This is a genomic window from Asticcacaulis sp., from assembly GCF_051956075.1.
Classification (GTDB): Bacteria; Pseudomonadota; Alphaproteobacteria; order Caulobacterales; family Caulobacteraceae; genus Asticcacaulis.
Window position 1 is genome coordinate 12036 of the sequence record NZ_JBQCGA010000062.1, and the last position, 13294, is coordinate 25329.

Below are 13294 nucleotides of genomic sequence, written 5' to 3' on the forward strand. Positions count from 1 at the left end.
CTCCATTTTGACACGATTCGCTCATGTTTCGCGGGCGGACGGCCCGTGTTCGGACAGAAGGTTCAGGCGATCATGTTCCCGCACGCGACGCGCAAGGCGCCCGCTTCCGATTCTGCGACGCCTCAAAAGCGCGCCGATCTCAAGGTCTGCGGAGACTGCAATCTGTGCTGCAAGGTCTATGACATTCCCGACTTCGAGAAGAAGGCCGGGCAGACCTGCCATCACGTCCGCGCCGAGGGCGGCTGCGGCGTCTGGGGCCTGCACCCCCAGATCTGTCAGGATTTCAAGTGCCTGTGGCTGAAGCACGACGATATGAACGCCCTGTGGCGTCCCGATGTCTGCGGCTTCGTGCTGCGCGTCGAGCCAAACGGCACGACCCTGGCCGTCGATGTCGATCCCGACCGGCCGCACGACTGGCGACGCGCGCACTATTACGATCAGATCAAGATCTGGTCCGAGGTCATGCCGAAGAATGAGGGCCTTGTCCTCGTTTATGCGCCGGAGGGCCTCTACGTCATCACGCCGATGGAAGACCTGTTCCTGAAGGCGCCCAAACGCGGCGACATTCTCGAAACCGGCATGGAGCCCAGCCTGTTCGGCATGCGTCCGTTCGCCCGCGTCGTGCCTGCGCGCGAACGCCGCAAGGAGCGTACGGACGGCGTGCCACGCCGCGCCTAAAAAGGCTCGACTTTTTACCGCTCGCGGTCCATTCAGGAAGCATGTCCAGCGCCCTGCACGACCAGCTCCCCGACGCCGCCCGCCTGAACTGGGTTGACCGTTACGCCCCCGCCGCGCTGCGCCCGTGGCTGCGGCTGGGCCGGTTCGACCGACCGATCGGCATCTGGCTTTTGTATCTGCCCTGCGCCATGGGGCTGGCGCTTGGCATGGCGCATCCGGTCTTCGCGATTGACGCCCTGCATCCCGACCAGACCCAGCCGCAATGGAGCTGGCGCGCCGCCGTCGGGACCTTCCCTTACCTGAAGCTGGTCCTGTTCTTTATCGGGGCCGCCCTGATGCGCGCAGCGGGCTGCGCCTTTAACGATCTGGTCGATCGCGACTTCGACGCCCGCGTCGAGCGCACGCGAAGCCGCCCGATCCCGTCCGGTCAGATCAGCCCGAAACAGGCCCTGGCCTTTATCCTCGTCTGTTCGCTGATCTCGCTGGCCATCCTGATCCAGCTTGGGCAACTGGCGATCATCCTCGGCGTCGCCTCGCTGGGACTGGTCGCCGCCTACCCGTTCATGAAGCGCATCACCTGGTGGCCGCAGGCCTGGCTGGGCCTGACCTTCAACTGGGGCCTTCTGATGGGCTACGCGACCACCACCGGCCATATCGACGCCGCCGCGCTGGTCTTCTACGCCGGTCTGGTCTTCTGGACGCTCGGCTACGACACCATCTACGCCTTGCAGGACATTGACGACGACATCTTAATCGGCGTCAAATCGTCGGCGCGCGCCCTGGGCCGCCATACGGTCAGCGGCGTCAGCATCTTCTATGGTCTCGCCGTGGTGCTGACCGGCGCGGCGGGCATGCTGGCCCACCTGCCTTTCCTCTATTTCGCCGGTCTTCTGATCCTGACCGGGCACTTTTACTGGCAGGTCGTGTGTTTGCAGCCGGACAATGGCGAACTGGCGCTGAAACTGTTCAAATCCAACCGCACAGCGGGGCTGATCTGGTTCGCCAGCCTGCTGGCTGTGCATGTCAGCGGGGGCTTCCATGTTTAAGGCCCGCTTCGGCCTCGCCCTGCTGTTGATCGCCGGACTTGCGGCCTGTCACAAAAAGCCGGACGACCAGAAGGCCAAGGCGCCGCCCGCCACCGTGGCGCCGCTCGGTTTCGCCAGGACCAATGACGACGCTCAGGTCAGCCTGACCCTGCCCGACCCGATCAAACTCTATCCCGAACTGCACACGCGCCTCTATCACGAAGGGCAGGCCAGCCTGACCGCCTTTCTCGATCAGGCGCACAAGGACCGCGCCGAGGCCAGCGCCGACGGCTTTCCCACCCCGGCCTACTACCACTCGATCACCTGGAAGATCGCCGCGCAAAGCAGCCGCTTCGTCTCGCTCTATGCCGAAGAAGACGATTATCAGGGCGGCGCCCACCCCAATTCCAGCTTTCAGGCCCTGTTGTGGGACAAGAGCAAGAACGACCTGATCCCGACCGGCAGCCTGTTCGCGCCGGGCGCCGATATGAGCGGCGTCGACCGCTTTCTGTGTCATCAGATCGAGGCCGCGCGCGCCGCGCGCATCGGCGCGCCGGTCACTCAGTCCGGCTCCGGTTTTCCCTGCCCGGACCTCAAGGACAGCCGCCTGATCCTGATCCCTTCGACGATTGACGGTAAGATCGGCGCGGTCGACGCCCTCTATGCGCCCTATGAGGTCGGCCCCTATGCCGAAGGGCCTTACGAAGTCCGCATCCCGCAAAGCCAGCTCAAGGGCCTGATCGCGCCCGCCTATGCCGATCAGTTCGCGGGCGAGGCCATCAAGGAGGAGGCGCTCCCCGATCCTGATTCCGATAAGGACAAGGCGCAATAATGTCCGATCTGGCGGCGCGGCTCGCCTTCGTGCGCCAGCAGACGCGCCCGATCGCCGTCGCATCTGTACCGGGCGTGCGGCTGTATCAGGCCGATGAGGTCACGCCGTTATGGCTGATGACCGAAAAGGATATGGCGCGCGACCGGCTGGCCCCGCCCTTCTGGGCCTTCGCCTGGGCGGGCGGTCAGGCGCTGGCGGCCTATCTGCTGGATCACCCCGAAACCGTGCGCGGCAAGCGCGTCCTCGACATCGCCTGCGGCTCCGGCCTGGTCGGGATCGCGGCGATGCAGGCGGGCGCCGCCAGCGTGCTGTGCAACGACATCGACCCTTACGCCGAAGCCGCTGTACGCCTCAACGCCGAACTGAACGGCGTTGAGCTGGACTTTACCGGCGACGACCTGCTGTCCGGGCCGCTCCCGCCGGTCGATGTGATCGCAGCGGGCGACGTCACCTACGAAAAGACGATGAGCGAAACCATGCTGTCATATTTTCGACGCGCGGCGCAGGACAGAATAGAGGTGTTGATCGGCGATCCGCATCGCAGCTATTTTCCGAAGGATACGGGGCTGCAAAGGCTGGCCGGCTACACTATATCGACTCACGCCGACATTGAGGACGCGCGCGAAAAGGCGGCCAGCGTCTGGAGACTGGAGACAGAAGATGAGCCAGGTTCACAACGCCATTGATTATGTTGAGTTTCCAGCCGACGACACCGCCGCCGTCAAGGCGTTTTACGGCGAGGCTTTCGGCTGGGCGTTCGAGGATTACGGCCCGACCTACGCCTGCCCAAGCAATGCCGGTTTGAGCGGCGGGTTTCAGGCCGATCCCGAACAGCGCCCGCAAAAGCCTCTGGTGATCCTTTACAGCCTCGACCTCGAAGCGACGCGCGACAAGGTCGTGCAGGCGGGCGGCGAGGTCTGCAAGGATATTTTCGACTTTCCCGGCGGACGTCGTTTCCATTTCCGCGATCCGTCCGGCAATGAGCTGGCGGTCTGGTCGGACCGGTAGGACGCATGACACGAGGTCTGACATCTCTGGCTTTGGCGTGGCTGCTGGCGCCCGCCGCCGCGCTTCCCGCCCTCGCCCTGGCTGATCCGCCGCCCAAGGCGCCGCCGACGCCGCAGGAACAACTGGCCGATCTCAACGCCAAGGCCGCCAGCGGCGACGCGCAGGCGACTTACGATCTGGCGCAGGTCTATGTCGATGGCATGTACGGTCAGAAGAAGAACGACCAGACCGCTGCACAATGGGTTGCGAAGGCCGCAGACCTGGGCCTGGCCGAGGCGCAGGCCGATTACGCGCACCGGCTGGAAACGGGCAAGGGCGTCAAGGCCGATACCGCCGCCGCTCTGACCTGGTGGCTCAAGGCCGCCGATCAGGGGCAGGCGAAAGCCGTCCTGCGCGCCTGCGAACGGCTGACGCAAGGCCCGGACGCTGACTGGACGAAGGCGTTTTCCTATTGCGATACGGCGGCGAACGCCGGGGCGGCGACGGCGCTTTATGCGCGTGGCGTGGCGTTGACGCAAGGCCTGGGGACCGCCGCCGATCCGGCCAGCGGCCTCAAAGACCTCGATGCGGCGGGCGATAAGGACAATAGCGCCGCGCTGGAGGCGCTGGGCGTCATCTATGCCGACGGCAAGCTGGTTGCGCAGGATTATAAGCAGGCGCTCAGCTATTTCCGCCGCGCCGCCGCGCGCGGCGACCGCGACGCCGTGCTGCATATGGCGCAGCAGATCGAGACCGGTCAGGGAACCGAGGCCGATCCCGAAGAAGCCGCGCGCCTCTATGACGTGCTGCTGCGCGCCAACCCCAAAGACGGCGACGCCGTTCAGGCGAAGGCATGGTTCGACGCCCACCCGAAGGTCAGGCGCGATGCGTTCGCCGATAATATTCTCAAGGTGAGCGACGTGGCGCGCGACACCATTTTTTACGCCGTCGATAATGACGATCCGCGCTTTCAGACGCTCGATATGGCGGGCTATTTCGACTATCTGAGCCAGAACTCCTATCCGGGCGAGGCGCAGAATGACGGGGTCAGCGGCATGGCCGCCGCCGAATGCCGGTTCGCGGCCAGCGGCGATTTCTACGACTGCGTGCTGATGCAGGATGCCCCGCCGGGCTATGGCTTCGGCTCGGCCCTGATGAGTATTTTCGACCGCCTCGGCCAGTCCGGCAACAAAACCGACTGGGCCAAACGCTATGCGGGCAAGGTCTTGCGCCTGTCGATGCGCTGGAAGATCAACTAGCGCCACCTGTGAAATCCGGCGCGAACGGCCCCGGCTTGTAGCCGAAATCGCGCGTCGCCTCGCTGCCGTCGAAGCACAGATCGACATTCATGCGCCGCGCCATTTGCAGATTGTTCTTCAGCGGGCGACGCCGCACTGCGGACAAGACCGCGAAGGCGAACCGCCACAGCCCCTCCGGCGCTGGAAGCAGCACGGCGGGACGATGCAGCGCCTTGCCGATGCGCGCGACCATGTCGCGATAGCTCAGGGTCTCGCCGCCGGGCAGATTGTAGGTCTTGCCATGGCTGGCCGGACAGCGCAGCGCCCCGGCGGCGGCGGCGGCCAGATCGCGGGCGTGAACAGGCTGACGCAGGCCCGACGCAGCGCCATAAAGCGGAAAGACGCCCAGCTTGCGGATGATGCGCGCGATGCGGCTGACGTTCTCGTCGCGCCCTTCGTCATAGATCAGGGTCGGGCGCAGAACGGTCCAGGCCACGCCTGCCGCCGCGCACGCCCGCGCCACCGTCGCCTCGCCCTCGGTCAGAGCCGCCACGACCTCGCGCTCCGCCGCCTCGTCCGATTCGCCCTTGGTCAGGCGCGAGGTCGAGGAAAAGGCGATTAGACGCCGCATGCCCAGCGCCTTTAAACGCAGGATCAAGGCGTCGCTGATCAGCCAGACCGGCGCGCAGACGATGACATGCGTGAACATGCGCTCCGGCTGGAAAGCGTCAGGGTTATCCGTATCCAGAATCAGCCCCTGCCCGCCGGTCTGCTGGCGCGAGCTATGCCAGATCGCCGCCTCCGGCCAGCCCGCCGTCAGCAGCGCCGCCCGCAGCCTGCGCCCGACCAGGGTGCGCGCGCCGATAATCAATACGTTTTCCATCTGGTCATATTGCCCGCAGCGGCTTATTCAGCAAGCCGTTACTTATGAGGCAGCCATGAGCGCGTACAGAAATCTGCGGGACTTTATCGCCAAACTCGAAGCCGACGGCGAACTGGTGCGGGTTAAGACACCCGTTTCGACCCATCTGGAAATGACCGAGATTCAGACGCGGCTGCTGGCCGAAAAAGGCCCCGCCGTCCTGTTCGAAAACGTGCTTCTGCCCGATGGCTCCCAATCCGACATGCCGGTGCTGGTCAACCTGTTCGGCACGGTCAAGCGCGTGGCGATGGGGGTCACCTTGGAAGGCAAGGACCGCGCCACCGGCGAAGAACTGCGCGAGGTCGGCGAACTGCTGGCCTTTTTGCGCCAGCCGGAGCCGCCGCGCGGCTTCAAGGACGCGCTGGAACTGCTGCCGCTGGCCAAAACCGTGATGGGCATGCGGCCCAGGACGGTCAAATCCGCGCCCGTGCAGGAGGTCGTGCTGACCGGCGACCAGATCGACCTGACAAAACTGCCGGTGCAGGGCTGCTGGCCCGGCGAACCGGCGCCGCTGATCACCTGGCCGCTGATCGTCACCAAGGGACCGTCCAGGTCGCGCGAGGACGACTATAATCTCGGCATCTACCGTATGCAGGTGCTGGGCAGGAACCGCACCATCATGCGCTGGCTGGCGCATCGCGGCGGCGCGCAGCACCACCGGCGTTGGAAAGCTGGCGGCAAAAGCGAGCCCCTGCCCGCCGCCGCCGTGCTGGGCGCCGATCCGGGCCTGATCCTCGCCGCCGTCACGCCGGTGCCGGACACCTTGTCGGAATACCAGTTCGCGGGTCTCCTGCGCGGCCAGAAGGCGGAACTGGTGCAAGCCAAGACCGTGCCGCTGCTGGTGCCTGCGCAGGCCGAGATCGTGCTGGAAGGCCATGTCCTGCTCGACGACTACGCCGACGAAGGCCCGTATGGCGACCATACCGGCTATTATAATTCGGTCGAAAAGTTCCCGATCTTCGAGATCAGCGCCATCACCATGCGCAAGGATCCGATCTATCTCTCGACCTTTACGGGCCGTCCGCCCGATGAGCCGTCTGTTTTAGGTGAAGCCTTAAATGAAGTCTTTATCCCGCTGATTCAGCAGCAATTCCCGGAAATCGTCGATTTCTGGCTGCCGCCGGAAGGCTGCTCCTACCGCATCGCGGTCATCTCGATAAAGAAGGCCTATCCGGGCCACGCCAAGCGCGTGATGATGGGCGCCTGGTCTTACTTGCGCCAGTTCATGTACACCAAGTGGATCATCGTCGTGAACGACGACATCAATGCGCGCGACTGGAAGGACGTGATGTGGGCGCTTTCGACCCGGATGGACCCGGCGCGCGACATCACCGTGGTCGAGAACACGCCGATCGACTATCTCGATTTCGCATCGCCCGAAAGCCGCCTTGGCTCCAAGATCGGGCTGGATGCTACCAACAACTGGCCGCCGGAGACGCACCGCGAATGGGGGGAGAAGCTCTACTTGGAGCAGGAAATTATCGACCGTGTTTCGGAAAAATGGGCGCAGATGGGCCTGCCGGGTTCCGGGCGGAGCATCTGGCGCAAAGCGTAGGTTTTTGACCACGAAAAACACGAAAAAACACGAAAAATCTTAAAAAGCTGACGCGCCCACCCACCCATAAACCCAGGCGCTTCGTGCGGAAATTTTGTGTCTTTCGTGGTCGCCTCTTAAACCGCGATCCGCCTCTGCTCCATCGCCAGCCAGGCGGCCACCTCGCTCGCGGGCATAGGTTTTGAGAACAGATAGCCCTGCACGTAGCGGGCGCGCACCTGACGCAGCTTGTCCATTTCATCCATAGTTTCAACGCCTTCGATTACGCAGTCGAGATTGAGGTTGCGCGCCAGTTCGATAATGGTCTTGACGATCTGGATGGCCGACGGATGCGACACCAGTTGCACGACGAAGCTGCGGTCAATCTTGATCTTGTCGACCGGCAGGCGGTGGATGTAGCTGAAGCTGGAGTAACCGGCGCCGAAGTCGTCGACCGCGATGCGGCAGCCCATCGCCTTGAGCCGCGACAGGGCTTCGCACGCCTGCTCGAAATCGGACAGCATGGCGGTTTCGGTGATCTCGAACTCGATCCGGCTTGGATCGACGCCGGACTCGCGCACGGTGCGGATGATATTGTCGATCGACAGACTGGAGCGCAGGTCGCGCGCCGACAGGTTGAACGAGACGCGCGTATCGACCGGCCAGTCGGCGACGCGGCGCAGCGCCTTTTGCAGCAGATGCAGAGTAATATCGGTGATCAGGCCGGAACGCTCGGCGGCGCGGATAAAGATATCGGGCCGCACCGCGCCAAGCTTGACGCTGTCCCAGCGCGCCAAGGCCTCGAAACTGACCGTGCGTCCGTCCGTGACATCGACCTGCGGCTGGAACACGATCGACAGTTCGCGATCGAGGTCGCTATTGCGTAAGGTCTGATCGACCAGGTTGAAGTTGCGCATATCGGCTTCATGGCGGGCGTTGAACACCACCGGCGCGCCGCGTAAGTTCTGCTTGGCGAAATAGAGCGCGTAATCGGCGCGTTCAAGACAGTGCGACGCGCTCATGCCCGGATCGTCGGCATGCGTCATACCGAGTGAGGCCGAGATATTGGCGGTGACTCCCCCCAGCAGATAGGTCTCGCGCAGGCGTTCGCACAGGCGCGCGCCAAGATCTTCCAGCGCGTCGTCGCTCATCGCTGCATGCGTCAGGATGGCGAATTCGTCGCCGCCCATGCGCGACGGCGTCGCCGCTTCGCCGCAGACCTCGCGCAGGCGCGCCGCGACGTCGATCAACAGGGCGTCGCCGACGCTGTGGCCGTAAATGTCGTTGATCGGCTTGAAGCCGTCGAGATCGACCAAAAGCAGATCGAAGCCCCGCCCCGCCGCACGCGCCGCCTCGAAAGCGGTGAAGAAGCTGCGCCGGTTGGGCAGGCCGGTCAGCGCGTCGCAATCGGCCAGCTTCTGCGCCTCGTTGCGCATGCCCTCCGCCACGACCTGAGCGCGGACCGCCTGCAACATGCTGGTGCGGATCGCATTGAAGATCAGCACGATCACCGGAATGATGATCAGCATCAGCATGCTGCTATGGGTCGCAGCGGCCCCCGGCCCCAGGACGCCAAACGCGATCAGGGTCGTCAGAGCGACGCCGACGCTGAGCGCCACGGCCCAGAGGCTGACCCCGGTGACGGCGTAGATAAAGATCAGGAAGAGGAAATAGATCAGACGTTCGCGCTCGAAATGCAGAAGCTGAAAGGCGACTGGATTGAGGTACAGCAGCAGGTTCAGGCCCAGATTGATCGTCAACAGACGACGGCGCGAGGTCGGCTTGCGCAAGGCGAGCCAGCCATAGACGGCGAACATCATGGCGGCGAGCGTCACCGACAGCATGACCATCAGGGCCGGGCCGTGCTCATTGACGAAGCGGTCGGCGACGACAAAGGGATAATAAAGGCCGGTGATCAGGCAGTATTGCCGCACGATCGGCTTCATCGCCTCGGCTTCTTCGGCCTGGCTGGACCAGCGCAGGTGCGGCGACGGGTCGCGACGCAGGGCGTTCAGCCAGCGAAAAACCTCATGACGCCAACGCAGGAACATGCGCTTTCCTAACCTATTGTCCGACCTTATCCGGTGAAACCTAACCATCAGGGCTGAAAAAATCCCTAAGCGGCGTGCATTTTTATACATTCGCGCCCGTGATGATTTGTCACAAACGAGACTTGCTTTCGCCCCAAGGGCGGGCCTATAGATTTTTCATGTTGCAAACGCGAAGTGACGAGCTGTCAACGGCGCAAACGCGCCTGCATGAAGTGGTCGAGGCGGCCAAGACCGCCGGGGCGGACGCCGCCGAGGCGGTCTTCGCCGAGAGCCGCGCCCTGAGCATCGGCGTGCGCAAAGGCGCGGTCGAAACGGTCGAGCGCGACGAGACCTTTGATCTGGGCCTGCGCGTCTTTATCGGCCAGCGTCAGGCCGTGGTTTCGGTGTCCGATTTTTCCCCGACCTCGCTGTCGCGGCTGGTCGAACGCGCCGTGGCCATGGCCGCCCTGGCGCCCGAAGATCCCTATGCGGGTCTGGCCAATCCTGAGCTTCTGTTTAAGGCCGACGCCGGGGCGCCAAATCTCGATCTTTACGACGCCACCGAACTGAGCGCGCAAGCCTTGCAGGAGCGCGCGCTGGAGATCGAAGCGGCCGGGCTGGCGCTGAGTCCCTCCCTGCAAAGCGACGCGGCCAGCGCCGGTTATACGCAGAATAGCTGGCGCATGCTGACCTCGGACGGGTTTGAAGGCGCGCACAGCTCGACCCTGTTCTTCCAGTCGGGCCGTTTCATCGCCACGGACGGCGACGGCCAGATGGAACGCGACGGCGAAGGCCGCAGCACGCGCTTCTTCTCAGACCTGCCCGACGTCTCCGACACCGGTCGGACCGGCGCCGAGCGCGCTCTGGCTGCGCTGGGCGCGCGCAAGATCGAGACGCAGAAGACGGCGGTGATCTTCGACCGGCGCGTGTCGCGGTCGCTGATCGGCCCGCTGCTCGGCGCCATTTCAGGTTCGATGATCGCGCGCGGCTCCAGCTTCCTGAAGGACAAACTGGGTCAGAAGATTTTCAGCGACGCCGTTCAAATTCTTGATGACCCGCTGCGCGTGCGCGGACTGGGCTCGTGTCTGTTCGACGACGAAGGCGTCGCGGTGCGCCGTAGCGCCCTGATCCAGGATGGCGTGCTGACGACCTGGCTGCTCAACACCTCGGCGGCGCGGCAACTGGGCCTGGCCTCGACCGGCCACGCCTCGCGCGGTCTGGCGGGCGCGCCGGGCGTCGCGCCCCACAACATCACCCTGTCCGCAGGCGCGGAGACGCCGCAGGCGCTGATGCAGGCGGCGGGCAAGGGCGTGCTGATCACCTCCATGTTCGGCCCCAGCCTGAACAACGACACCGGCGACTGGTCGGCGGGCGCCTCGGGCTTTGCGTTTGAAAACGGCGAGATCACCCATCCGGTCAACGAAATCACCGTCGCGGGCAATCTGATCGACATCTATGCGCGGCTGATCCCGGCCAGCGATCTGGAAATTCGCGGCACGCTGGATACGCCGTCCCTGCTGGTGGACGCCCTCAGCATCGGGGGGAAATGATGCTGAACACCGCGTCCGACCTCGACCTGATCATCGACAAGGTCCGCCGGGCGGGGGCGCTGGCGCAACATCTGAAAAGCCACGGCCTGATCACCAGCTACAAGGCCGACGGCTCGATCGTCACCAATGCCGACACCGAGGTCAATCTGTGGCTCAAGGAGGCGCTGCTCGACGCGCGCCCCGACTATGGCTGGCAGAGCGAGGAGGAGGCCGATAACGCGCATCGCCTTGACGCGGCGCGCATCTTCGTGCTGGACCCGATTGACGGCACAATGGGCCTGTCCAAGGGCAGCCCGTACTGGACCATCGCCCTGGCGATTGTCGAGAACAACCAGCCGACCGGCGCCGTCGTCTATGCGCCCGATTCCGGCGAGCTTTACAGCGCCTCACTTGGCGAAGGCGCGAGGCTCAATGGCGCGCGGATTCAGGCCAGCCAGCGCGCGGAGCTGGAAGGCGCCGAGGCGCTGGGCGATTCGCGCCTGTTCGGCAAGGACATCTGGCCGACGCCGTGGCCGCGCCTGAGCGTGCAGTCGCGCCCGTCGGTCGCCTATCGCATGGCCTGCGTGGCGGCGGGCAAGGCCGACTTCACCATGGCGCTGACGCCCAAGCGCGACTGGGACGTGGCCGCCGCCACCCTGATCGCGCAGGAGGCGGGCGCCGTGGTCAGCGACCATTTAGGCAATCCTTATGGATTCAATGCTATAGACAGTCTCAAACCGAGCCTGATCTGTTCGGGACCGGCGCTGTTTCCGGAGATCATCCGGCGCTGCGCCCACCTGGACGCCCTCACCTAAAAATCAAAAAAAGAGCCAAGCTTATGAGTGACAAACAGCTTCTTCACATCGTGATCGGCGGGGAATTGACCGATCTCAACAGCACGACCTTCAAGGATTTGAGCAAGATCGAATTTGTCGGCGCCTATCCCAACAACGCCGAGGCGGTGCGCGCCTGGCGCTCCAAGGCGCAGTCCACCGTGGACAACGCCCTGATGCGCTATTTCGTGATCCACGCGCACAAGCTGATCGACCCCGAAGCCGAGGGACATTGAGGCAGGGCAAAGCCTCTCCCTGAGGCGCGGTCGCCCCACTTTCCATCGCTTGAAACAGACATTGGCCATCGCTTGAAACAGACTTTGGCGTTAGCGGTAGCGTGCGGTGATCCTGAACATCTGTGTCATCTGTGGATACCCTTTCCTGCTGTCGTCAGAGCGGGCGCGAAGGTCGGTTTTTTGATCCACAGATAAGACAGATAAGACAGATGTTCAGGATTACCGCACGCTACCGCTATCCTCGGCGCCTGCCGGTAAAGGGGAGTCGCAAGGTTTGACGCTGCGCGGCTACAGGCGATTGTCCTGCATGAACGACGGAGGGAACTCTTCCCAAGACTATCGCTCTCGAAAAGCCGCCCGCCTCACTTATGATTGGTCGCGTCGTCGGCGGCGTTGTCGAGATTGCGCTTGACGTTCTGGGCGGGCGGCTGGTCGTCCAGCTTGTTGGCCGCCTTGTCCAGCCCGTGCGGCAAGGCCGCAACCGCGTCGCCTGCGCGCTCGGCGGGACCGCGATGGTCCTGCATCAGATAGACGGCGGCGACCGCGACAATAGCGATCAGGGCGACGGCCAGAATGACGACCAGCGTATTGTTGTTATTGTTGGAAGCGGCGGTTGCCATGACGGATCTCCTCAGGTTTGTAACTGAGGCCATCCTTAACAGGCCGCGTGCAAATTCGTTGTAACGGCCTACCCGCCTGCGGGTAAGTCTTTGATCAGGATTTACTCGCGCCGCAACAGCTTGTCGGTCAGCAGCTTGCCCCACCACGAGCCTGTGAACTCGGCCTTTAACGCCTCAGGATCGTAATCGGGACCGGTCACCCAGTCGAGAAAGCTGATCCCCTGCGGCTCGATGTCGCGTAAGTAGACCTCGAACAGATAGTCCAGCACGCCGGTCATGCCCGCCTTCATGTGCAGGGTGCGTAAGGACAGCTCTTTGGCGGCCTCCCTGATCGGATGGCCGAGATGCAGATGGCGGTACAGCACGCTCATCATGCCGGCCCTGTCCGCGCCGGACTTGCAATGCAAAAGCGCCGGATATTCAATCCGGTCGAACAGCGCCTTGGCGGCCAGAACCTCTTCGCCTGTCGGCAGGGAACGCGAGGTCAGGCCGAAATCTTCCAGCCGAAGGCCCAGCTTGTCGCAGGCGTGTTTCTCAAGGTAATAAAATGACCCTTTGCCGCCGCGTAAGTTTATGACCGTCTTCACCCCCTTGTCGCGCCACCATTTGAGCTGGAACGGCCAGGGCTGGTTGGTGCGCACCATCTGGTCGCCGATCCAGTGCGCATTGGTGAAGCCCAGCCGCAAATAGGCGTGGTCGGCCCAGAAATAGTGCAGATAGGTGGTCAGAAGGGTCCAGGGCGTATCCGTGCGGAACGGTCGCTTGTGGACTTTCCTTTTCAGCAGTTTCAAGCGAACATCCGTAGTGGCGGGGTTTATTAACCTATAAAA

The 13294-nt window shown here is 63.6% G+C and carries 14 protein-coding genes; 10 read left to right on the forward strand and 4 right to left on the reverse strand.

The window, feature by feature from the left end:
• Nucleotides 1-45 precede the first annotated feature (45 nt).
• Genes ACTHLA_RS17310 through ACTHLA_RS17335 form a run of 6 tightly spaced genes read left to right on the forward strand, consistent with a single transcriptional unit; the run spans nt 46 to nt 4781 of the window.
• Complete coding sequence (locus ACTHLA_RS17310; RefSeq protein WP_440192422.1) at nt 46-678, forward strand: hypothetical protein; 633 nt, start codon at nt 46-48, stop codon at nt 676-678.
• A gap of 41 nt (nt 679-719) precedes the next feature.
• Nucleotides 720-1724, forward strand: coding sequence for a 4-hydroxybenzoate octaprenyltransferase (ubiA, locus tag ACTHLA_RS17315; protein WP_440192425.1), 1005 nt, complete (start codon nt 720-722; stop codon nt 1722-1724).
• A complete protein-coding gene (locus ACTHLA_RS17320; RefSeq protein WP_440192428.1) occupies nt 1717-2535 on the forward strand; it encodes a PdaC/SigV domain-containing protein in 819 nt (272 codons plus the stop codon). Before ubiA ends, ACTHLA_RS17320 begins: the two co-directional genes overlap by 8 nt.
• A complete protein-coding gene (locus ACTHLA_RS17325; RefSeq protein ID WP_440192431.1) occupies nt 2535-3221 on the forward strand; it encodes a class I SAM-dependent methyltransferase in 687 nt (228 codons plus the stop codon). Before ACTHLA_RS17320 ends, ACTHLA_RS17325 begins: the two co-directional genes overlap by 1 nt.
• Nucleotides 3196-3543, forward strand: a complete 348-nt coding sequence (locus tag ACTHLA_RS17330; protein ID WP_440192434.1) for a VOC family protein — start codon at nt 3196-3198, stop codon at nt 3541-3543. Before ACTHLA_RS17325 ends, ACTHLA_RS17330 begins: the two co-directional genes overlap by 26 nt.
• Before the next feature lie 5 nt (nt 3544-3548).
• The gene (locus ACTHLA_RS17335) at nt 3549-4781 is read left to right on the forward strand and encodes a tetratricopeptide repeat protein (protein WP_440192437.1); all 1233 of its coding nucleotides are present in this window, start codon (nt 3549-3551) and stop codon (nt 4779-4781) included.
• Here ACTHLA_RS17335 and ACTHLA_RS17340 read toward each other — a convergent pair.
• Nucleotides 4774-5643 carry an NAD-dependent epimerase/dehydratase family protein gene (locus tag ACTHLA_RS17340; RefSeq protein WP_440192440.1) on the reverse strand — a complete coding sequence of 290 codons (870 nt, stop codon included), beginning with the start codon at nt 5641-5643 and terminating at the stop codon, nt 4774-4776. The two genes, ACTHLA_RS17335 and ACTHLA_RS17340, sit on opposite strands and share 8 nt — an antisense overlap.
• A 55-nt stretch (nt 5644-5698) precedes the next feature.
• Here ACTHLA_RS17340 and ACTHLA_RS17345 point away from each other — a divergent pair, with 55 nt between their 5' ends.
• Nucleotides 5699-7237, forward strand: coding sequence for a UbiD family decarboxylase (locus ACTHLA_RS17345; RefSeq protein ID WP_440192443.1), 1539 nt, complete (start codon nt 5699-5701; stop codon nt 7235-7237).
• Between the two features lie 116 nt (nt 7238-7353).
• Here the strand turns inward: ACTHLA_RS17345 and ACTHLA_RS17350 are convergent, their stop codons facing one another.
• Complete coding sequence (locus ACTHLA_RS17350; RefSeq protein WP_440192446.1) at nt 7354-9267, reverse strand: putative bifunctional diguanylate cyclase/phosphodiesterase; 1914 nt, start codon at nt 9265-9267, stop codon at nt 7354-7356.
• 158 nt (nt 9268-9425) lie between these two features.
• Between ACTHLA_RS17350 and ACTHLA_RS17355 the strand changes: the two genes are divergently transcribed.
• The 3 genes from ACTHLA_RS17355 to ACTHLA_RS17365 are packed head-to-tail and all read left to right on the forward strand — an operon-like array spanning nt 9426 to nt 11844.
• Nucleotides 9426-10796: a TldD/PmbA family protein gene (locus ACTHLA_RS17355; RefSeq protein ID WP_440192449.1), complete on the forward strand. Its 1371-nt coding sequence runs from the start codon at nt 9426-9428 to the stop codon at nt 10794-10796.
• Complete coding sequence (locus ACTHLA_RS17360) at nt 10793-11590, forward strand: inositol monophosphatase family protein (RefSeq protein ID WP_440192452.1); 798 nt, start codon at nt 10793-10795, stop codon at nt 11588-11590. Before ACTHLA_RS17355 ends, ACTHLA_RS17360 begins: the two co-directional genes overlap by 4 nt.
• 23 nt (nt 11591-11613) lie before the next feature.
• Nucleotides 11614-11844 (forward strand): DUF4170 domain-containing protein, encoded by a 231-nt coding sequence (locus ACTHLA_RS17365; RefSeq protein ID WP_440192454.1) that lies wholly within the window; start codon nt 11614-11616, stop codon nt 11842-11844.
• Nucleotides 11845-12206: 362 nt separating this feature from the next.
• On the opposite strand, the gene ACTHLA_RS17370 is transcribed toward ACTHLA_RS17365, so the two are convergent.
• A complete protein-coding gene (locus ACTHLA_RS17370) occupies nt 12207-12464 on the reverse strand; it encodes a hypothetical protein (RefSeq protein WP_440192457.1) in 258 nt (85 codons plus the stop codon).
• 101 nt (nt 12465-12565) lie between these two features.
• Nucleotides 12566-13255, reverse strand: a complete 690-nt coding sequence (locus ACTHLA_RS17375) for a fused DSP-PTPase phosphatase/NAD kinase-like protein (RefSeq protein ID WP_440192460.1) — start codon at nt 13253-13255, stop codon at nt 12566-12568.
• Nucleotides 13256-13294: the final 39 nt, after the last annotated feature.